At 68.5% G+C, this 19,984-nt stretch carries 22 protein-coding genes and 1 pseudogene; 11 read left to right on the plus strand and 12 right to left on the minus strand.

Going from position 1 to position 19,984, the window contains the following annotated elements:
• Positions 1 to 26: 26 nt before the first annotated feature.
• The 3 genes from IV112_RS18970 to IV112_RS18980 form a co-directional block, all read right to left on the minus strand.
• A complete protein-coding gene (locus IV112_RS18970; protein WP_304006192.1) occupies positions 27 to 965 on the minus strand; it encodes an MBL fold metallo-hydrolase in 939 nt (312 codons plus the stop codon).
• 71 nt (positions 966 to 1,036) lie between these two features.
• Complete coding sequence (locus tag IV112_RS18975) at positions 1,037 to 1,546, minus strand: acyl-CoA thioesterase (protein WP_304006195.1); 510 nt, start codon at positions 1,544 to 1,546, stop codon at positions 1,037 to 1,039.
• 71 nt (positions 1,547 to 1,617) lie between these two features.
• Positions 1,618 to 1,977, minus strand: a complete 360-nt coding sequence (locus IV112_RS18980; protein WP_304006197.1) for a hypothetical protein — start codon at positions 1,975 to 1,977, stop codon at positions 1,618 to 1,620.
• 171 nt (positions 1,978 to 2,148) lie between these two features.
• On the opposite strand from IV112_RS18980, the gene IV112_RS18985 reads away from it, so the two are divergent.
• The gene (locus IV112_RS18985; protein ID WP_304006200.1) at positions 2,149 to 2,928 is read left to right on the plus strand and encodes a BPSS1780 family membrane protein; all 780 of its coding nucleotides are present in this window, start codon (positions 2,149 to 2,151) and stop codon (positions 2,926 to 2,928) included.
• Here IV112_RS18985 and IV112_RS18990 read toward each other — a convergent pair whose 3' ends face one another.
• The gene (locus IV112_RS18990; RefSeq protein ID WP_304006201.1) at positions 2,929 to 4,386 is read right to left on the minus strand and encodes a cryptochrome/photolyase family protein; all 1,458 of its coding nucleotides are present in this window, start codon (positions 4,384 to 4,386) and stop codon (positions 2,929 to 2,931) included.
• 87 nt (positions 4,387 to 4,473) lie between these two features.
• On the opposite strand from IV112_RS18990, the gene IV112_RS18995 reads away from it, so the two are divergent.
• From IV112_RS18995 to IV112_RS19015, 5 genes are read left to right on the plus strand one after another with little or no spacing between them, the layout of a single operon-like run.
• Positions 4,474 to 5,052: a YqgE/AlgH family protein gene (locus tag IV112_RS18995; protein WP_020162921.1), complete on the plus strand. Its 579-nt coding sequence runs from the start codon at positions 4,474 to 4,476 to the stop codon at positions 5,050 to 5,052.
• Complete coding sequence (gene ruvX / locus IV112_RS19000) at positions 5,045 to 5,488, plus strand: Holliday junction resolvase RuvX (RefSeq protein WP_304006204.1); 444 nt, start codon at positions 5,045 to 5,047, stop codon at positions 5,486 to 5,488. The genes IV112_RS18995 and ruvX overlap by 8 nt, the downstream gene beginning before the upstream one ends.
• Complete coding sequence (gene pyrR / locus IV112_RS19005) at positions 5,475 to 5,972, plus strand: bifunctional pyr operon transcriptional regulator/uracil phosphoribosyltransferase PyrR (RefSeq protein WP_304006207.1); 498 nt, start codon at positions 5,475 to 5,477, stop codon at positions 5,970 to 5,972. The genes ruvX and pyrR overlap by 14 nt, the downstream gene beginning before the upstream one ends.
• 2 nt (positions 5,973 to 5,974) lie before the next feature.
• Positions 5,975 to 6,943, plus strand: a complete 969-nt coding sequence (locus IV112_RS19010; protein WP_304006209.1) for an aspartate carbamoyltransferase catalytic subunit — start codon at positions 5,975 to 5,977, stop codon at positions 6,941 to 6,943.
• Positions 6,940 to 8,226, plus strand: a complete 1,287-nt coding sequence (locus tag IV112_RS19015) for a dihydroorotase (protein WP_304006212.1) — start codon at positions 6,940 to 6,942, stop codon at positions 8,224 to 8,226. The genes IV112_RS19010 and IV112_RS19015 overlap by 4 nt, the downstream gene beginning before the upstream one ends.
• Here IV112_RS19015 and IV112_RS19020 read toward each other — a convergent pair.
• From IV112_RS19020 to queE, 3 genes are read right to left on the minus strand one after another with little or no spacing between them, the layout of a single operon-like run.
• Positions 8,171 to 10,225, minus strand: coding sequence for a transglycosylase domain-containing protein (locus IV112_RS19020; RefSeq protein WP_304006214.1), 2,055 nt, complete (start codon positions 10,223 to 10,225; stop codon positions 8,171 to 8,173). The two genes, IV112_RS19015 and IV112_RS19020, sit on opposite strands and share 56 nt — an antisense overlap.
• 27 nt (positions 10,226 to 10,252) lie before the next feature.
• Complete coding sequence (locus tag IV112_RS19025) at positions 10,253 to 10,618, minus strand: 6-pyruvoyl trahydropterin synthase family protein (RefSeq protein ID WP_304006216.1); 366 nt, start codon at positions 10,616 to 10,618, stop codon at positions 10,253 to 10,255.
• Between the two features lie 59 nt (positions 10,619 to 10,677).
• Complete coding sequence (gene queE / locus IV112_RS19030) at positions 10,678 to 11,307, minus strand: 7-carboxy-7-deazaguanine synthase (RefSeq protein ID WP_304006218.1); 630 nt, start codon at positions 11,305 to 11,307, stop codon at positions 10,678 to 10,680.
• A gap of 63 nt (positions 11,308 to 11,370) precedes the next feature.
• Here queE and IV112_RS19035 point away from each other — a divergent pair, with 63 nt between their 5' ends.
• Complete coding sequence (locus IV112_RS19035; RefSeq protein ID WP_304006221.1) at positions 11,371 to 12,381, plus strand: serine/threonine protein kinase; 1,011 nt, start codon at positions 11,371 to 11,373, stop codon at positions 12,379 to 12,381.
• A gap of 10 nt (positions 12,382 to 12,391) precedes the next feature.
• Here the strand turns inward: IV112_RS19035 and mtgA are convergent, their stop codons facing one another.
• The 3 genes from mtgA to IV112_RS19050 are packed head-to-tail and all read right to left on the minus strand — an operon-like array spanning position 12,392 to position 14,813.
• The gene (mtgA, locus tag IV112_RS19040; protein ID WP_304006222.1) at positions 12,392 to 13,084 is read right to left on the minus strand and encodes a monofunctional biosynthetic peptidoglycan transglycosylase; all 693 of its coding nucleotides are present in this window, start codon (positions 13,082 to 13,084) and stop codon (positions 12,392 to 12,394) included.
• Positions 13,085 to 13,097: 13 nt separating this feature from the next.
• The gene (gene aroE, locus IV112_RS19045) at positions 13,098 to 13,931 is read right to left on the minus strand and encodes a shikimate dehydrogenase (protein ID WP_304006225.1); all 834 of its coding nucleotides are present in this window, start codon (positions 13,929 to 13,931) and stop codon (positions 13,098 to 13,100) included.
• A gap of 6 nt (positions 13,932 to 13,937) precedes the next feature.
• Positions 13,938 to 14,813: an energy transducer TonB gene (locus IV112_RS19050; protein ID WP_368500651.1), complete on the minus strand. Its 876-nt coding sequence runs from the start codon at positions 14,811 to 14,813 to the stop codon at positions 13,938 to 13,940.
• Positions 14,814 to 15,019: 206 nt separating this feature from the next.
• Here IV112_RS19050 and IV112_RS19055 point away from each other — a divergent pair, with 206 nt between their 5' ends.
• Both IV112_RS19055 and IV112_RS19060 read left to right on the plus strand, forming a co-directional pair.
• Positions 15,020 to 15,841 (plus strand): undecaprenyl-diphosphate phosphatase, encoded by an 822-nt coding sequence (locus IV112_RS19055; RefSeq protein ID WP_019915899.1) that lies wholly within the window; start codon positions 15,020 to 15,022, stop codon positions 15,839 to 15,841.
• Entirely contained in the window at positions 15,841 to 16,425 is a 585-nt protein-coding gene (locus IV112_RS19060) for a YqiA/YcfP family alpha/beta fold hydrolase (protein ID WP_304006232.1), read from the plus strand. The genes IV112_RS19055 and IV112_RS19060 overlap by 1 nt, the downstream gene beginning before the upstream one ends.
• A gap of 19 nt (positions 16,426 to 16,444) precedes the next feature.
• Here the strand turns inward: IV112_RS19060 and IV112_RS19065 are convergent, their stop codons facing one another.
• Positions 16,445 to 17,914 (minus strand): hypothetical protein, encoded by a 1,470-nt coding sequence (locus IV112_RS19065; protein ID WP_304006235.1) that lies wholly within the window; start codon positions 17,912 to 17,914, stop codon positions 16,445 to 16,447.
• Positions 17,915 to 18,070: 156 nt separating this feature from the next.
• Here IV112_RS19065 and IV112_RS19070 point away from each other — a divergent pair, with 156 nt between their 5' ends.
• The gene (locus IV112_RS19070) at positions 18,071 to 18,865 is read left to right on the plus strand and encodes a thymidylate synthase (protein WP_304006239.1); all 795 of its coding nucleotides are present in this window, start codon (positions 18,071 to 18,073) and stop codon (positions 18,863 to 18,865) included.
• Complete coding sequence (locus tag IV112_RS19075; protein WP_304006248.1) at positions 18,862 to 19,365, plus strand: dihydrofolate reductase; 504 nt, start codon at positions 18,862 to 18,864, stop codon at positions 19,363 to 19,365. The genes IV112_RS19070 and IV112_RS19075 overlap by 4 nt, the downstream gene beginning before the upstream one ends.
• Positions 19,366 to 19,389: 24 nt before the next feature.
• Here the strand turns inward: IV112_RS19075 and IV112_RS19080 are convergent.
• Positions 19,390 to 19,984 (minus strand): annotated as a pseudogene (locus tag IV112_RS19080) (lysine decarboxylase); the annotation flags it as partial.

Consider the following 19,984-nt stretch of genomic DNA (forward strand, 5'->3'; position numbering starts at 1 on the left):
CCGTGTGGCCGCCGACGAAGCCTGTCCTAGGCCGCTGCGCCGTCCAGCCACACCTCCAGCCCCTGCGCATTCAGTTCGATGTCCAGCCCCCACACGTCGACCGCCTGCTCGTGCGTGAGCCGGCTGCCGTGCGCGCGCAGTTCGTCCATCAGATAGGCGGTCAGCGCCGCCAGCAGGGCCTGCTTGCGGCCGTCGCCGGCACTGGCCGCGGCCTTTGCGATCGCCACGTGCGCGTCGATGCGCGACAGCAGCGCGCGGCCCAGCACCGGCACGCCGGTCACCTTGCCGTAGTGGGTCAGGAACATCGCCTCCGGCTGGCGTGACAGCAGGTGTTCGACCGATGCGCGCATCGCGACCGGGTCGAACTGCACCGGCGAGGTGGTCGGAAACATGAAGGCGCGGCCATCGACCGTGCATTCCGGATAGGCCAGACCGAAGGTGTCGCCGGTGAACCAGCTTTTCGACTGCGCGTCCCAGATGCAGTGGTGGTGCTTCGCGTGCCCCGGCGTGTCGACGAACTCGAGCCGGCGGCCGTTGAAGTCGAGCACGAAACCATCGTGCGTTTCGATCACGCGCGCGGCGTCGACCGGCAGGATGTCGCCGTACATTTCCGCCATCGCCTGTTCGCCATAGACCGCGGTGGCGCCGGCGATCAGCTTCGACGGGTCGATCATGTGGCGCGCGCCGCGCGGGTGCACCACCAGCTGCGCATTCGGGAAGGCGCGCATCGCCGCGCCGGCGCCGCTGGCGTGATCCAGGTGCACATGGGTCAGGATGATGTAGCGCAGCGCCTCCGGCGCGATGCCCTTCTGCGCGAGTGCGGCCTGCACATTGCGCAGCGAGTGGCCGGTGCCGCAATCGACCAGCGCCGCCTGGTCGCCGGCGCGGACGAGGTGGATGGCCGCCATGCCGTGGCGGATCAGGTCGGCGTCGATGGCCGAAATGTCGTGGTCGTAGTCGATCATGCAGCGCGCTCCGGGTGGGACTCGGTGCACAGTATGACGCACTGCGGCAGGTGCTTCCGCCGCCGGGGTGCTTACGCGCCGCGGCCGGCCTTGGCCTGTTCTTCCTGCATCAACTCCTCGAAGCGGGCGTCGAATTCCCTGCGCAGCTGGCGCCGCACCTGTGCGGCGGTGTGGCGCCGCTGCTCGTCCGGCGTCGACGGCAACAGCGTCGGCACTGGGCAGGGCCGGCGGTCGGCGTCCATCGCCACCATGGTCAGGTAGCAGGTGTTGGTGTGGCGCGTCGTGTGTTCGCGGATGTTCTCGGTCACCACCTTGACGCCGACCTCCATCGAGGTGGTGCCGGTGTAATTGACCGAGGCGAAGAAGGTGACCAGCTCGCCGACGTGGATCGGGCAGCGGAAGATCACCTGATCGACCGACAGCGTCACCACATAGGACTGCGCGTAGCGCGCCGCGCAGGCGTAGGCGACCTGGTCGAGCAGCTTGAGCAGGGCGCCACCATGCACATTGCCGGAGAAATTGGCCATGTCCGGCGTCATCAGCACCGTCATGGTGAGCTGGTGTTTGGGCAGTTCGTTCATCGTTGTCTACCGTGCGCCGGCGATGCCGGCGCGGGGGATGTCCGTCGGTGCCCGCGACCCTTCAGTGACGGTTACTCGCGCCGTTCGATGCGCCAGCCCGGTTTGTTGTAGTCGCGGACGTTGCTGTAGGGCGCGGTCGGATAGACGCTGGTGCCGTACGCATCGTCCTCGATGCGTACGCCCGGTTTGGAGTAATCCCGGATCTGGGTGCCGCGCAAGGTCGGGTAGACGTCCGTGGTGCGGCTGCGCGCGTTGGGCCGGATCAGCTCGCGCGGATGCTGTCCTATCATGCCGCCCGGGCTGGCGCCCGCCATGCCCTGTCCGTAGCCCTCGGGACCGAGCGGCGTGACCGGCACATGGCCGCTGCCACCGGCGAGAACGAAGGGCGATGCAATCAGCGTGCAGGCGGTGAGCAGAGTGCGGATATTCATGGCGACCTCCCGGTCGTGCAACATGACTGGACACTTTGAGTGTAGTGCGAAAGCGCCGCGGCGCAGCGCGCAGCCCGACACGGCCGGGCGCATCGTGACGGAGTGTGGATTGGACGCCACAGCCTGCGACGCGGCCGTGAACACCGTGCCGGCTTGTGGAATGATGCAGCCATGACGACCGACGACCGCAATCCCTTCGAAGCCGCCCCGCCGCCGGGCGACGATACGACCGCTCCCCTTGATGGCGGGGAGCCCGATTCGCGCAGCGTGGCGGCCGGCCAGGGGGTCGAGTGGCTGCGCCAGGGCTGGCAGGCCTTCATGGCGGCGCCCGGCGTCTGGGTGGTGATCACGCTGCTGTGGGTGATCGCCGTCGTGGTGCTGAATCTGGTGCCGCTGTTCGGCATGATTGCCGCCACGCTGCTGGCAATGGTGACGGTGGGTGGGCTGATGACGGGCTGCCGTGCGCTGTCGCGCGGCGAGCCCTTCGGCGTGGCTCACCTGTGGGCCGGTTTCGGCGAGCGCATCAATCCGCTGCTGGCGCTGGGCGGCTGGTATCTGCTGGCCTCGCTGGCCATCGGCATGCTGGTCGTGCTGCTGTCGGCGATCAGTGCCGGTCTGGCCGGCGTTGCCGCGGTGGCGGGTCTGGCGGTGCTGATGGCGGCCATTCCGGCCATGCTCATCATCGCCGTCATGCTGATGGCGCCGGTGCTGATGGCGGTCTGGTTCGCGCCTGCCCTGGTCGTGTTCCACGACATGAAGGCGCTGGATGCGATGCGCACCAGCTTCTTCGCCAGCCTGCGCAATGCGCCGGCCTTCGTCGTGTTCGCGCTGCTCTACGTCGTGCTGGCGGTGCTGGCCTCGATCCCCGCCATGCTGGGCTGGCTGCTGCTGCTGCCGGTCACTTTCGGCGCGATGTACGCGAGCTACCGCGACGTGTTCGACCAGCGCTGATCAACCCTCCGCCGCCTCGCCGGCCCCCTTCACCACCTTGAAGCGAGCCAGCGTCGCCTCGCGCGCCGCGGCGTGGTCGACGATGGGGGCCGGGTAGTCGCTGCCGATCACGCAGCCGGCCATCTTCTGTTCCAGCGGCGTCGCCAGCCAGGGCGCGTGGATGCGCTTCCGGTCGAATTTCGCCAGTTCCGGGCAGTAGCGGCGGATGAACTGGCCGTCGGCGTCGAACTTTTCCGACTGCGTGACCGGATTGAAGATGCGGAACCAGGGCTGGGCGTCGCAGCCGGTCGAGGCGGCCCACTGCCAGCCGCCGTTGTTGGCCGCCAGGTCGAAATCGTTGAGCTGGCGGGCGAACCAGTGTTCGCCGCGGCGCCAGTCAATGCCCAGGTCCTTGGTCAGGAAGGAGGCGCTCACCATCCGCAGCCGGTTGTGCATGTAGCCGGTCTGCGCCAGCTGGCGCTGCGCCGCGTCCACCAGCGGATAGCCGGTGCGGCCTTCGCACCAGGCACGGAATTTCTCCTCGTCGTCCACCCAGCGCACCGCGTCGTACTCGGGCCGGAAGCTGCCGCCCTGCACATGCGGGTTGTGCCACAGGATCTGGAAGTAGAAATCGCGCCAGATCAGTTCCGACAGCCAGGTTTCGGCGCCTGCGCCACCGCGCGCATGCGCTTCGCGCGCCAGTCGGCGGATCGATATCGTGCCGAAGCGCAGATGCACCGACAGATAGCTCGGGCCCTTGGCCGCCGGAAAGTCGCGCAGCACCTTGTAACGGTCGATGCGGTCGAGGAAGGCGTCGAACAGCGTGTCGGCGCCGCTCATGCCCGCGGGAAGTTTCAGCGTTGCGAGATTGGTCGACCGGAAACCCATGTCGGCCAGCGACGGAATGTCGCCTGCCGGCACCGCCGCCAGCGCGCCCGCGTAGGTGCGCACCGGATAGGCCTTCAGGTGGAAGGGTGTGAGCTTCTTCAGCCAGGCGTTCTTGTACGGCGTGAACACCGAGAAGGGCTTGCCGCCCTGGGTCAGCACCTCGTCGCACTCGAAGATGACCTGGTCCTTGTACGTGTCGAAGGCGATGCCGTCCTTTGCCAGCGCGTCGTGCACCGCGCGGTCGCGCGCAAATGCGGCGGGCTCGTAGTCGCGATTGGCGACCACGCCGCCCGCACCCAGTTCGCGCGCCAGTTGCGGAACGACGTCGCGGGCGCGGCCGTGGCGCACGATGAGCCCGCCTCCGAGCGCACGCAGCGCAGCGTCCAGCTCGGTGACCGAGGCATGGATGAACTCGACCCGGCGGTCGGCGCTCAGGCCTTCGGCCAGCAGTTCGTCGAGGATGTCGGTGTCGAACACGAACACGCACCACACCGGGCCGCCGGCGCGCAGCGCGTGGTACAGGGCGGCGTGGTCGTCGATGCGCAGGTCGCGGCGGAACCACACCAGGCGGGATGAAGGACGGTCGGGCATGCGGGATTTCCGTCAAAAAGTCGGCGCTTTGAGCGTGATGTCGCGCCGCGGTTCGCGGCCGGCGTCCAACACGGATAAAATCATCCCATGTCCGCACACGCCATGACCCCTTCGGTCGACCTGACCGGCCATTTCCTGATCGCCATGCCCGCCATGGCGGACAAGAATTTCGCGCGCACGCTGACGCTGGTGTGCGAGCACAACGAACAGGGCGCGCTCGGTGTCATCGTCAATCGGCCGATCGACATGTCGCTCGAAGACCTGTTCGAGCGCATCGACATGTCGCTCGAATCGCCGCGCTTCCAGGGCCAGCCGGTGTATTTCGGCGGCCCGGTGCAGACCGACCGCGGCTTCGTGCTGCATCGTCCGGTCGGCGACTGGCAGTCCAGCATCGATGTCGGCAACGGCCTCGCGCTGACCTCGTCGCGCGACGTGCTGCAGTCGCTCGGCCACGACAACGAGCCGGACGACGTGCTGGTCACGCTCGGTTACGCCGGCTGGCAGGCCGGCCAGATCGAATGGGAGCTGGCGCAGAACGCCTGGCTTACCGTGCGCGCCGACCCCGAAATCATCTTCGGCCTACCGCCGGAAGAGCGCCTGATCGCCGCAATGCAGCTGCTCGGCGTCGACTTCGCGTCGCTGTCCGACGTGGCCGGGCATGCCTGAGCCGGTCGCGCTGCCCGCGCGCGGCACCGTGCTGGCGTTCGATTTCGGCGAGAAGCGCATCGGTGTCGCCGTCGGCGAATGCGAACTGCGCAGTGCCTCCGCACTGACCACCTTCGATGCCGAAACCAACGACGCCCGCTGGTCGGCGATCGGCCGCCTGCTCGACGAATGGAAACCTGCATTGCTGGTGGTCGGTCTGCCGCTGTCGCCGGACGGCGAGGCGCACGAAATGACCGCCCGCGCGCAACGCTTCGCCCGTCAGCTCGAAGGCCGCTACCGGCTGCCGGTCGCGCTGCAGGACGAACGCTTCACCTCGGCCGAGGCCGACACGCAGCTGCGCGACCGCGGCCAGCACGACTGGCGGGAACGCAAGAAGCACCTGGACGCACACGCGGCCCAGCTCATCCTGAAGGACTATTTCGATGTCACTGCCTGACGCAGAAAAACTGCTGGCCGATCTGGCGGCGCAGATGCGCCCGCAGGTCACGCCGGACACCGCGCTGGTCGGCCTGCACACCGGCGGCGTATGGCTGGCGCAGCGCCTGCACGCGCTGCTCGGTCTGACCCAGCCGGCCGGCTCGCTCGACGTGAGCTTCTACCGCGACGACTACGCCCAGCGCGGGCTGTCGCGCGACACCCGCTCGTCCGCCCTGCCCTTCGACGTCGAGGGACGGCACCTCATCCTGGTCGACGATGTGCTGCACACCGGCCGCACGATACGCGCCGCGCTGAACGAACTGTTCGACTACGGCCGTCCGGCCAAGGTCGAACTGGCGGTGCTGATCGACCGCGGCGGACGCCAGCTGCCGGTGGCGCCGACCTACTGTGCGACGCGCCTCGACCTGGCCGAGGGCACGCGGGTGAAGCTGGCGCAGGACGGCGAGCGGCTGGCGCTGCGTCTGCTGCCGGAGCAGGAGTGACCATGGCCCGCAATCCGCAACTGAACAAGAACGGCGAGCTGCAGCACCTGCTCACCACCGAGGGCCTGCCGCGCGACGTGATCACGCGCATCCTCGACACCGCCGAGCCCTTCGCCGGTGTCGCCGAACGCGAGGTGAAGAAGGTGCCGCTGCTGCGCGGCAAGAGCGTGTTCAACCTGTTCTTCGAAAACAGCACGCGCACGCGCACCACGTTCGAAATCGCCGCCAAGCGCCTGTCGGCCGACGTGATCAACCTGAACATCGCGACCAGTTCGACCAACAAGGGCGAAACCCTGCTCGACACGGTGGACAACCTGGCGGCGATGCAGGCCGACATGTTCGTCGTGCGCCACGCCTCGAGCGGCGCGCCCTACCTGATCGCGCAGCACCTCGAAGCGACCGGGCGCGACCACATCCACGTCGTCAATGCCGGCGACGGGCGCCACGCGCACCCGACGCAGGGGCTGCTCGACATGTACACCATCCGCCACTACAAGCGCGACTTCACGCAGCTGTCGGTGGCCATCGTCGGCGACATCCTGCATTCGCGCGTGGCGCGCAGCCAGATCCACGCGCTGACCACGCTGGGCGTGCCCGATCTGCGCGCGATTGCGCCGAAGACGCTGCTGCCGCACGACATCGAGCGCCTCGGCTGTCGCGTCTACAACGACATGCGCGAAGGTCTGCGCGGCGTCGACGTCGTGATGATGCTGCGCCTGCAGAACGAACGCATGCAGGGTTCGCTGCTGCCCAGCGCACAGGAGTATTTCAAGTTCTTCGGCCTGACCGAGGACAAGCTCGCCGTGGCCAAGCCCGATGCCATCGTGCTGCACCCGGGGCCGATGAACCGTGGCGTCGAGATCGACTCGGCGGTGGCCGACGGCCGCCAGGCGGTCATCCTGCCGCAGGTCACCTTCGGCATCGCGGTGCGCATGGCAGTGATGGCCATGCTGGCCGGAGGAAACGCATGAAGATCCACATCAAGGGCGGCCGGCTGATCGATCCGGCGCAGGACATCGACGCACCGACCGACGTCTACATCGCCGCCGGCAAGGTGGTGGCGCTCGGTACGGCGCCCGACGGCTTTCACGCCAACCGCGTCATCGACGCCAGCGGCCTGGTCGTCGCGCCGGGCCTGATCGACCTCTGCGCGCGGCTGCGCGAGCCCGGCCTCGAATACCGCGCGACGCTGGAGTCGGAAGTCGCGGCCGCAGTCGCCGGTGGCGTCACCAGTCTGGCCTGCCCGCCGGACACCGATCCGGTGCTGGACGAACCCGGCTTGGTCGAAATGCTGAAGCACCGCGCGCGCATGCTGAATCTCGCCCACGTATACCCGCACGGCGCGCTGACCGCCGGCCTGAAGGGCGAGCGGCTGACCGAGATGGGCGAGCTGCACGATGCCGGCTGCATCGCCTTCTCGCAGGCCAACGTACCGGTGGCCGACACCCAGGTGCTGTTCCGTGCGATGCAGTACGCGGCCACCTTCGGCTATACCGTGTGGCTGCAGCCGACCGACATGCATCTGGCGGCCGGCGGTGTTGCGCACGAAGGCGAGGTGGCGGCGCGGCTGGGCCTGACCGGCATTCCGGTGCTGGCGGAAACGCTGGCCATCGGCCAGATGCTGCAGCTGGCGCGCGCCACCGGATGCAAGCTGCATCTGGCGCGCATTTCCAGTCGCGCCGGCCTGATGCTGATCGACCAGGCGCGGCTGGACGGCATGCAGGTGAGCTGCGATGTAGCCATCCACGCGCTGCACCTGTGCGATGTCGACATCGGCTACTTCGATCCGCAGTGCCGCACCGTGCCGCCGCTGCGCGCACAGTTCGACCGCGAAGCGCTGCGTGCCGCGCTGGCCGACGGCCGCATCGACGCGCTGTGCTCGGACCACACGCCGGTCGACGACGACGCCAAGCAGGTGCCGTTCGCCGAAGCCGAGCCGGGCACCACCGGTCTCGAACTGCTGCTGCCGCTGACGCTGGCCTGGGCGCGCGAAATGCGGCTGCCGCTCAAGGTTGCGCTGGCGCGCATCACGGCCGACGCCGCACGCGTGCTCGGCCTGAATGCCGGCCACCTGCGGGTGGGTGGTGCGGCCGACGTGTGCATCTTCGATCCGGAGGCGCCGGTGCGCATCAGTCGCGAATCGCTGCGCAGCCAGGGCAAGAACACGCCCTACCTGGGCCGCGAACTGCCCGGTCGCGTCAGCGCGACGCTGGTGTCGGGCCAGGTGGTGTACGAGGCGCCGGTCCGCCATTGAGGGTTTCGGGTGCGGCGTCGAGCCGCACCTCGAATTCGACCGACTGCAGCTGCAGTCCGTGCGCATCCTCCAGCGCCAGCCGGTAACGGCCGGGGCGCGGGCTCCACAGCGCGCGCCCCTCGATCGCCGGCAGGCGCTCGTCATTGATCACCCACTGCAGGCCCGGCCAGCCCGGCCGCGCTTCGAACAGCAGCGCCTGGCGACCGGCCGGCAGGCCGGCGCTGACCAGCTTCACGCCCGTCGTCGGCTGCACGATGCGCGGCCGGCCGAACAGGTCGCGCACGGTCGCGTCGGCGAAGGCCTGCTGCGTGCCGGGCAGGAAATACTCTTCGCGTTCGCCCTCGATTTCCGGTTCGAAGCGCAGGCGCACGCCCTCGAGCCCGGGCGGCGGCGGTGCCGCCTCGGCCGGAATGGGGTCGATGGCGGCGGCGACCGAAAGCCAGGTGGCCGCCACCGGACGTGCCGCGCGCAACGCGATCGTGTAGCGGCGCGTCCAGCCGACCGACCAGTGCGTCGCGCGGTCGCTCGAGCGCCCGTGCATGACGGCGTGCCAGTCGTGTGCGTCAGGCGTCGTGCGCGTGGACAGCAGGTCGCCGACCAGCCACGCCACCGGCGACGCCCACAGTCGCTTGCCGCTGCGATCCACGCCGCGCCATTGCGCCGCCTCCAGCGCCCACGGCGTCCATACGCCGTCGTTGGCCAGCGTGCGGAAGGCGTTGGCCATGTCGGGCAGGCTGGCACGGCTGCCGTTGGTCGCCGATGCGTCGATGCCGTGCGCACGCAGCGCGGCGGTCAGCGTGTCGTCGCCGATCAGCGCGCGCACGCGCAGTGCCGGAATTTCGGCCGCCTGCGTCAGCGCCGCACGCGTGCTGAGCGGCTGGCCGCTGCCCTGCAGGCCCGGGGGCAGCGCCCGGGTGACGAAGTTCGGGCTGTCGTCGAAGACCGACGCCGCGCTGATCCAGCGTTGATCGAGTGCCAGTCCGTATGCGAACGCGTGCAGCGTGCTGCCGGCCGGGAGCCGGCGCACCGCGGCGTCGGTGTCGTCCGGACCGCCGGCCCACACCAGTGCCTCGCCGCTCGCGTTGTCGAGTACCACGACGGCGATGTCGGCGCGCTCGCGACCGAGCGCGTCCAGCGTGCGCCGCTGCAGCCGCGCGTCGAGCGTGGTGGCGCGCTGTTCGCCCGGCTCGCGCAGCAGACGGCGGGCCAGCGGCTGTGCTTCGGTCCAGCGCGGCTCCAGCCGGTAGCGCTGGGTAAGTACCTGATTGGCGAGGGCCCGCAGTTCGGCGCAGGCGGGCGCCGGTTTGAGCTTCAGTGCGACCGCGCAGGCACGCTGCGCGACCCGTTCGGCCGGCGCGTTCGGGCCGCGCAGCAGCGCCGCCAGCAGCAGCGCCTCGCGTGCATCGACGGCGTCCGGATCCTTGCCGAACAGGCCGCGGGTCGCGGCTGAAATGCCGCGCAGTTCGCCGCGGAAGGGCGCGAGGTTGAAATAGGCTTCGAGGATCTGCGCCTTGTTCCAGCGGCGCTCGATTTCGCGCGCGGCGGCCGCCTGGTCCCATTTCTGGCCGACGCTGCGGCGCGTGCCCTGCAGACGCAGTGCCGGGTCGATCAGGCCGGCCAGCTGCATGGTCAGCGTCGATGCGCCGCGCGGACGGCGCCCTTCCAGCGTGCGCCACAGATTGTCCCAGGTGGCACCGGCCAGCGCCGTCCAATCGACGCCCGAATGTTCGAGAAAGCGCTTGTCCTCGGCCACCAGCAGAGCACGCACCAGCGGCGGCGACAGCGTGCGCGCGCCGACCCAGTCGAGCCGGCGCTCGTCGAAATCGACGCGCACCTCGGCCAGCGGCTGGCCGTAGCGGTCGAGCAGGCGCGCTTCCGACGAGCGCCAGCTGTCGCGTACGGTGTCGAACGAAGGGGCCTGAGCCTGGGCTGCGGGGGTGCCGAGCAGTACGAGACAGGCCAGCGCACGGCGTGCGCGCTTGCCCGTGCTCGCGTTCATCGGCTGACGATGCACGCGCGTGTCAGTTCAGCACGCACTCAGCGTGCATTTGTCGCCCGAGGCCTGGCGCTCGACCGTCACGCGCGCCAGCTGAGGCAGCTGCGGAGCGAGCTGCCGCCACAGGTAGTGGCAGAGGTTCTCCAGCGTGGCCGGGCCGATGCCATCGACCTCGTCGAGGAAGCGGTGGTCCAGTTTTTCCCGGACTTCGGCCAGTGCGGCACGGAACACCGCCAGATCCAGCAGCATGCCGCTCGCCGGGTCCGGCTCGCCGCGCAGCGTCACCTCGGCGTGATAGGTGTGGCCGTGGATGCGCAGGCTGGATTCGGTTTCCACCTTGCGGCGCAGGGTGTGGGCAGCTTCGAAGAAGAAGCGCTGGCTCAGTTCAACAACCATCTCGATACGTCCAAAAAGGGCAGCCCGCGGAATGCGGCGCTGCCCTGGGTCAGCGACGGTCAGCGTATGCCAACCGCCTTGTGCGTCTGGAAGCTGAGCCTCCAGCGCGGGTGCTGCATGCACCATTCGATCGCCCAGCGGGCGTTGTCGGCCGCAGCCGCATTGTCCATCGGCTGCACCAGGAAGTGCTCGAAATCCCAGTCTTCCATCGCGGCGAGATCGAGGCCGTCCTGCGGCACGACCACTTTCAGTTCCTGACCGCGGCGCTGCACCACCGCGTTGCCGGCTTTCGGGCTGACGCACACCCAGTCCAGTCCGGCCGGCGCTTCCAGCGTGCCATTGGTTTCGACGGCGATTTCGAAGCCGCGCGCGTGCAGCGCGTCGATCAGCGCGGCATCGACCTGCAGCAGCGGTTCGCCGCCGGTCAGCACCACGAAGCGGGCGCCGCCGGCGCCGGTCCAGCTCGCGGCGATGGTGTCGGCCAGAGCGTCGGCTTCGTAGCGGCCGCCCAGCGTGCCGTTGGTACCGACGAAATCGGTGTCGCAGAAGCGGCACTGCGCGGTCGCGCGGTCCTGTTCGCGACCGCTCCACAGGTTGCAGCCGGCGAAGCGGCAGAACACGGCGGCGCGACCGGCGTTCAGCCCCTCGCCCTGCAGCGTGTAGAAGATTTCCTTGACCTGATAAGCCACGACAGATGCCAGTAACGGCGAAAAACACGCTAGGGTATCGCGTTTGAAGGATTTTTCCACCTGATGACCGACGCCACCACCCAGCAGCCTTACGCCGATCTGAACCCGGATACCGTGCTCGACGCACTCGAAGCGGCCGGTTTCGTGGTCGATGGTCGCCTGCTGGCGCTGAACAGCTTCGAAAACCGCGTCTATCAGGTCGGCGTGGACGACGGTCCGCCGGTGATCGCCAAGTTCTACCGGCCGGCGCGCTGGAGCGACGATGCGATCGCCGAGGAACACGCCTTCTGCCGCGAACTGGCCGAGCACGAGATTCCGGTCGTTGCGCCACTCGACCTGCCCGGCGGCGGCACGCTGGCCTGCCACGCCGGCTACCGTTTCGCGGTGTTCCCGCGCCGCGGCGGCCGTGCGCCCGAGCTGGACCGCAGCGATACGCTGGAGTGGATAGGCCGTTTCATGGGCCGCATTCACGCGCTCGGTGCGGTGAAACCCTATCAGCACCGGCCGCAGCTCGACATCAGGAGCTTCGGTGACGAACCCGCCGCCTACGTGCTGGATCACGGCTTCGTGCCACCCGAACTGGAGAAGGTGTATCGCGGCGTGGTCGCGCAGGCGCTGGACGGCGTGCGCGCGGCGTTCGAACGCGCCGGCGAGGTGAAGCGCATCCGCACGCACGGCGACTGTCACGTCGGCAACATGCTGTGGGTCGATGGCCAGGGGCCGCACTTCGTCGATTTCGACGACAGCCGGATGGCGCCGGCCATCCAGGATCTGTGGATGCTGCTGTCGGGCGACCGCGCCGACCGCGCGCGCCAGCTGGGCGACGTGCTGGCCGGCTACGAGGAATTCTGCGACTTCGATCTGCGCGAACTGCACCTGATCGAAGCGCTGCGTACGCTGCGGCTGATTCACCACAGCGGCTGGATCGCCCGCCGCTGGCAGGACCCGGCCTTCCCGGTCGCATTCCCGTGGTTCGACACGCCGCGCTACTGGGAGGCGCGCATTCTCGAACTGCGCGAACAGATCGCGGTGATGGACGAGGCGCCGCTCTGGCTGGTGCCGGGCATGCGCTGAGACGCAGGCACTAAGGCACCTGCGAGTAATGCATGCGCCCGGCGATGCGCGCCGCGTGCGCGGCCAGTCGCGGGCCGAAGGTCTTTTCGTACTTGCGCGGGTTGGGCAGCATGACGGCCAGCCGTGCCGCCTGTTCCGGGCCCAGCTTCGCCGCCGGGATGCGGTAGTAGCGCTGCGCCGCCGCCTCGGCGCCGAACACGCCGTCGCCCCATTCGACCACGTTCAGATAGATTTCCAGAATGCGCCGCTTGTCCATCACCGCCTCCATCATGAAGGTGATCGCGGCCTCCTGGGCCTTGCGCACATAGCTGCGGCTGGGGCTGAGGAAGAGATTCTTCGCCAGCTGCTGACTGATGGTCGAGCCGCCGGCCACCGCGCGACCCTTCTTGCGGTTCTTTTCCATCGCCTTCTGGATGCCCTCCCAGTCGAAGCCCTCGTGATCGACGAAAGCGTCGTCCTCGGCGGCGATGACGGCGCGCTTCAGGTGTACCGAGATGCGCTCGTACGGCACCCACTGGTGGCGCAGCTGCGCGTCCGGCTTGCGCTCGCGCATTTCATCGAGGCGCAGCGACATGAAGCGGGTCTGCGACGGATTGAACTGCGTCCACCACAACAGATGGGCGAACACCCACACCTGATAGGCGAGCACCAGCAACACGGCACCGGCGAGCAGCCACTTCAGCGTGCGCAGCAGAGAACGCATCGGAGGCTCCGTTTCAGGCCAGCGGCGGCAGCGCGGCGCGCAGCGTCGCGCGCACGGCGGCGGTGTCCGGACGCACGCCGCGCCACAGCGTGAAGGCCTCGGCGGCCTGTTCGACCAGCATGCCCAGACCGTCGGCCAGCCGTGCCGCGCCCTGCTCGCGCGCCTGTTTCAGATAGGCGGTGAGGCCACGGCCGTAGACCATGTCGTAAGCCAGGCTGTCCGGCGCGTACAGGCCCGCAGGCAGCGGCGGCGCCTCGTCGCTGAGGCTGGCGCTGGTGGCGTTGATCACCACGTCGTAGGGCGCGTCGGCGGCGTCCGCCCAGCCGCCGGCGCGGAGCGCGCCGCGCACGTCGTGGCTGGCGAACTGCGTCTGCAGTGCGCGCGCCTTGTCGGCGGTGCGGTTGGCGATGAACAGCCGGGCGATGCCGGCGTCGAGCAAGGGCAGGATGACGCCGCGCGCCGCGCCACCGGCGCCCAGCAGCAGCACGCGCGTGCCCGACAGCCGGCAGCCCAGCGTTTCGAGGTCGCCGACCAGTCCGGCGCCGTCGGTGTTGTCGCCCAGCACGTCGTCGCCGAACACGAAGGTGTTCACCGCGCCAGCCAGCCGCGCCCGCTCGGTCAGGCGGTCGGCCAGACGCCAGGCCTCTTCCTTGAACGGCACGGTGATGTTCATGCCGCGCCCGCCGCTCGCCCGGAACGCGGCAACCGCGTCGGCGAAGCCGTCGAGCGGTGCCAGCAGGGCCTCGTAGCTCAGGTCCTGCGCGGTCTGCGCGGCAAAGGCGGCGTGGATGGCCGGCGACTTGCTGTGTGCGATCGGGTTGCCGATGACGGCGTAGCGGTCGGTCATGGGGTATCAGCGTGATTCGAGCTGGTCGCCCTGGGTGAAGCTCCAGGTGCGGGTGATGGACAGGATTTCGTATTCGCGCCGGATGTCCGGCGGGAAGGCGGCGTAGGGGGCGGCCATGCGCACGATGCGGATGGCGGCGTCGTCGAGCACCTTCTGGCCGGACGAGCGGTTCAGGTCGATCTTCTCGATCTCGCCGTCGGCGCGGATTTCCACCGTCAGCGTCAGGTTGCCGTAGAGCTTGCCGCGCGCCGCCGGCGGGTAGTTCAAATTGCCGATGCGTTCGACCTTCTGCCGCCAGTCCTCGATGTACTGCGCGAAGCGGTATTCCTGTGTTCGTGCGCCGACGAATTTCTTGCGCGGCCGCTTGTTGTAGTCGTCGACGTCGCGTGCGATCTCCGCCTCCATCCGCGCCATCGCCATTGCCTTAGCGGCGAGGTCGGCGCCGCTCAGGGCCTGCAGCGGCTGTGGCGACGGGTCGGGCTGCTCCAGCCGTCGTTCTTCCGGACGCAGTTCGGTCTTCGCCTGCAGGTCGGCCAGCAGCTTCTGCTGCTGCGCCTCCATCTCCTGCACGCGGCGCTGCGTCTCGACCAGCTGGTCGCCGGCCTTGTCGCGCCGGCTGGCCGGCAGCGGCGTCTTCGCACGACGGTCCTGGTCGGTGTTGCCGCCGCCGTCGAGATTGGCCTGCGCCAGCGCCTGCGGATCGACCGGCTTCTGCTTGCTGCGCGCATTGACCAGCACCACTTCGAGCGGCTGGTCCTTCGCCTTCTGCTTCGGTTTCAGGTCGGGCGCGAAGTTGATCGCCAGCACGAAGGCGTGGATCAGGATGGACAGCGCGATGCCCAGGGCCAGCGGCGGAACACCGGCCGGCGCCGCCGACACCACGGCGCTGGCGCCCGATGGTGCGGAAGCAGCGGCAGCATGGGTGCGGGAACGGACGGCAGCGCTTTTCTTCGACATGGCGCGGGATTTTACAGGTGGGCGGTGAAATACCGCCGCCCGCGCGCGAATCTGCGCCGAAGGCGGACCGGAGCCGTCATCGACGTCGCCTATACTCGGGCGCCTGACCTGTTTCGCTGCACTGCAACTTCATGGATCTGCTGCTGATCAAGGCCGTCATTCTCGGCATTCTCGAAGGGCTCACCGAATTCCTGCCGATCTCGAGCACCGGCCACCTCATCATCGCCGGCAGCCTGCTCGGCTACACCGACGAAACCAGCCGGGTGTTCAAGATCGTCATCCAGCTCGCCGCCATCCTGGCGATCTGCTGGGAGTACCGGCGCAAGCTGATCGACGTGACTGCCGGTCTGGGGCGCGAACCGGCCGCCAACCGCTTCGTGCTGCACGTGCTGGTCGCCTTCATGCCGGCCGCCGTGCTGGGCTTCCTGTTCCACGGCATCATCAAGACCTATCTGTTCAACCCGCTCACCGTGGCCGGCGCGCTGATCGTCGGCGGCGTCATCATCCTGGTGATCGAGCGGCGCAATCACACGCCGCGCTACGAAACCACCGACGACCTCGACTGGCGGGCTGCGCTGAAGGTGGGTTTCGCGCAGGCCATCGCGATGTTCCCCGGTGTGTCGCGCTCCGGAGCGACCATCATGGGCGGTCTGGTGTTCGGTCTGTCGCGCCGCGCCGCCACCGAATTCAGCTTCTTCCTCGCCATCCCGACGATGATCGCGGCGACGGCCTACGACGTGTACAAGAACTGGGCGCTGCTGCGCGTCGAGGACCTGCCGGTCTTCGCGGCCGGCTTCGTGTCCTCCTTCCTCGCCGCCTTCTTCAGCGTGCGCTGGCTGCTGCGCTACATTTCCAGCCATACCTTCGAACTGTTCGCCTGGTACCGCATCGTGTTCGGCCTGTTCGTGCTGGCGAGCGCCTGGTTCGGCTGGGTGGACTGGGCCGATCACTGATGCAGAAGCTGCTGTACTTCCACGGCTTCCGTTCCGGACCGCAGTCGGTCAAGGCGCAGCAGTTGCGCGCCCATCTGGCCCGACAGGGGCGGGCCGGCGATCTGTGGTGCGAACAGCTGCCGCCGGGGCCGCTGGACGCCATCGCGCTGATCGAATCGGTGCTGCGGCCTGCTCTGGAAGGGGGGGGCGAGGTGGCGCTGGCCGGCTCGTCGCTGGGCGGCTTCTATGCGCTGCACCTGGCGGAGAAACACGGCCTGCGCGCCGCGCTGATCAATCCCGCCGTGGTGGCACCGCTGTCGCTCGGCGACTACGTCGGCGAGCACACGCATATGTATACCGGCGACAGCTTCCGTTTCGAACAGCGCCACGTCGATGAACTGCGCGCACTCGACGTGGCCGCAGTGACGCGGCCGGAGCGCTATCTGCTGCTGCTGGAGACCGGTGACGAGGTGCTGGACTGGTGGCAGGCGGTGCTCAAGCTGCGCGGCGCCAACATGATTGTTCATGCCGGCGGCGATCACAGCCTGCAGAACTTCGCCGCCGAGTTGCCCCGCATCACCGGCTTCCTGCTGCCGGAACGCTGAGCCGGTCGAGCGACGCGGGTCAGCGGAAGTCGCTGACGCGGAAGCGGGCGAGGTCGAAGTTGGTGCCGCGCTCGATCAGTTCGACCGGGTCGAGCCGCACGTGGCGGCCGTTGATCGACGCGTGCAGCGGGTACTCGGCGGAATAGCCGGTGCCGTTGATGGCCAGGCGCACCACCGCGCCGCTGACCGGATCATCGAGCGCCACGGCTTCGCCACTCTGTCTTTCCGAAAACACTTCGAGCGGGCGTGCGGTCGTCGACAGGGTTTCGATGCCCACCGTGCCGCGCGCATCGCGCCCGCGCAGGTAGCGGCGCACGACGCCGACCAGCCAGTTGTCGCCGCCCGAGGGCTGCATGCCGACCAGCGAACCGACGCGCACCCACTCCGCACTGGCGGTGGGCGCGGTGGCGCCGATGCCGCCGAGGCTGGCGTCCGACATTTCCCAGCGGTAGATCACCGCCTCGTCACGCGCGCCGCGCAGCACGTGATGCAGGTGCTTGATGCCGTTGGCCACCGCCAGCGCGCCGCCGAGCGAGTGGCGACGGTACTGCCGGGTCGGCGGGTCGAGCGCCCAGTTCATGGCCAGATGGCGAAGCAGCTTAGCCAGCTGGTCGCGCTCGGGCATGTCGTCGAGACTGAGTGCGTCCGGCAGGTCGCCGCCCTCGACGCGACGGGCCAGCGCCAGCGCCGCGTCGGCGGCGGCGATGCCGGAGAAGTAGCGGATGCCGTCGACCTGCTGCGGCGCGCGCACCAGACGCAGCGGCGGTGCCGGCTGGTTGGCGTCGAGCCAGTGCGTGCTGCCGCGCTCGATGGTCGGCGACATCGAGTAGCGCGCGGCGAAATAGCCGGTCAGCTGTTCAGCCAGACGGACACTGTCCGGCACCAGACCTTCGGGCGCGGCCACGTGCAGCGCGATCAGTCGCAGATACTCGCGCTCGACCGAGGTCGGCACCTCGTCGGCCGCATTGACCACCTCGCGCGCCTCGGCGCCGGAGGCCTGCGCCAGCAGATAGGCCTGTCCGGCCACCTGCCACAGTCCGGCGTCGACCGGACCGTTGTGATAGACGTCCCACTTGAAGCGCTGGCGGCAGGCGCGCACCGTGCGCGACGCGAGCCGCGACAGGCCGCTCAGCACCGACGCGTGCGTCGGGTCGGAAATGTAGCGATCGAGCGCCACCTCGTAGGCGGACGACAGAATGGACCAGAAGTCGCGGCCGGTGCGCCACACCACGTCCTTGCCTTCCGGGTCGTCGGCGTAGATCTGGTCGAGCTTGCGCAGATGAGGCTGGGCGCTGGAATCGAACTGGTAGAGCAGGTTGACGTGATGCGCCAGGTCGATATTGGTGGCGTCGCCGACCGATTCGACCCAGCCGGTCAGTTCGTTGATGGCCAGATCCGGCTGGGCGGCGGCGATTTCGGCCAGCACGCGACGAAGCTCGGCCGGATTGCCGAGCACGCTTGCCGGGGATGAAGAGAACACGCCGAACATACCTGCCACCTCCGCCACTCAGGGCTGTCCCTGACTGACACCTGTATGAATGTTTTGTGCCGCGCGGCGATCCGCTGCCGCCGCGTCGCGGGCGGCCAGACCGTACTGGTCTAGAATCCCGACCCTGTAGCGTAACGCGACTGCGCAAACTTTGCCATGCAGCAATATCTCGATCTCATGCGACACGTGCTGGAACACGGCACGGTCAAGACCGACCGCACCGGCACCGGCACCCGTTCGGTGTTCGGCTGGCAGATGCGGTTCGACCTCGCGCAGGGCTTTCCGGTGCTGACCACCAAGAAACTGCACCTGCGTTCCATCATCGTCGAACTGCTGTGGTTCCTGCGCGGCGACACCAATATCGCCTGGCTGAAGGAACACGGCGTCAGCATCTGGGACGAATGGGCCGACGAAAACGGCGACCTCGGCCCTGTCTACGGCGCCCAGTGGCGCAGCTGGCCGACGCCGGACGGCCGCCACATCGACCAGATCAGCGAACTGCTGGCCGGCCTGCGCAACAACCCCGACTCTCGCCGGCACATCGTCAGTGCATGGAATCCGGCGGAAATACCGTCGATGAAGCTGCCGCCCTGCCACGCACTGTTCCAGTTCTACGTTGCGGACGGACGATTGTCCTGCCAGCTGTACCAGCGCAGCGCAGACATATTTCTCGGAGTGCCCTTCAATATCGCGAGTTATGCGCTGCTGACGATGATGGTGGCGCAGGTGTGCGGCCTCAAGCCGGGCGAGTTCGTCCATACGCTGGGCGATGCCCACCTCTATTCGAACCACCTTGAACAGGCGCAGCTGCAGCTTACGCGCGCACCGCGGCCGCTGCCGACGATGTGGATCAACCCCGAAGTAAGCGATCTGTTCGCCTTCCGCCCGGAAGACTTCCGGCTGGACGGCTACGATCCGTGGCCGCATATCCCGGCGCCGGTGGCCGTATGAAGCTGTCGCTGATCGCCGCACTGGCCGCCAACGGCATGATAGGCCGCGACAACGGCATGCCCTGGCACCTGCCGGAAGACCTGAAGCGCTTCCGCGCGCTGACCATGGGCCACCCCATCATCATGGGGCGCAAGACTTGGGACTCGCTTGGCCGGCCGCTGCCCGGGCGCACCAGCATCGTGGTGAGCCGGCAGGACGGGCTGGACATCGCCGGCGCGCGGGTGGTGCCGTCGCTCGATGCGGCGGTCGAACTGGCGGCAACGGTGGAGGGCGGCGACGAAGCTTTCGTGATCGGCGGCGCGCAGCTGTACGCGCTCGCGCTGCCGCGGGTCGATCGCCTGCTGCTGACCGAAATTGCCGACGCGTTCGATGGCGACACGCGCTTCCCCGACTACGACCGCAGTGTCTGGCAGGAAACGGCGCGCGAAGAGGCGGTCAGCGCGGGTGGCCTGCGCTACGCCTTCGTCGATTACGCGCGCCGCGCGGCGCAGCAGCAGTAGGCGGTTATACCTCAGCGGTCTTGGTCAGTCGCGCACGCAGTCGACCGCGTAATCCAGCGCTTCGCCCTCGCCGGTGCCGACCAGACCGTGGATGTCGGTTTCGAAGCCGGGGAAGGCGCGGTTGAACTCACGCGCGAAGCGCAGGTAATTGACGATGGTGCGGTTGAAGCGCTCACCCGGAATCAGCAGCGGGATGCCCGGCGGATAGGGCGTCAGCAGCACGCTGGTGATGCGGCCTTCCAGTTCGTCGATGGCCACGCGGTCGATCTCGCGGTGGGCCATGCGCGCCCAGGCGTCGGCCGGCTTCATCGCCGGTTCCATCGGCGACAGATACATTTCCGTGGTCAGGCGCGCGATGTCGTGCTTCTTGTACATCTCGTGGATGCGCACGCACAGGTCGCGCAGGCCGACCCGCTCGTAGCGCGGGTGGGCGGCGACAAACTCGGGCATCACGCGCCACAGCGGCTGGTTGTTGTCGTAGTCGTCCTTGAACTGCTGCAGCTCGGTCACCATGGTGTTCCAGCGGCCCTTGGTGATGCCGATGGTGAACATGATGAAGAAGCTGTACAGGCCGGTCTTCTCGACCACCACGCCGTGCTCGGCCAGGTACTTGGTGACG

Source organism: Methyloversatilis discipulorum (assembly GCF_018780585.1).
Lineage (GTDB): Bacteria > Pseudomonadota > Gammaproteobacteria > Burkholderiales > Rhodocyclaceae > Methyloversatilis > Methyloversatilis discipulorum_B.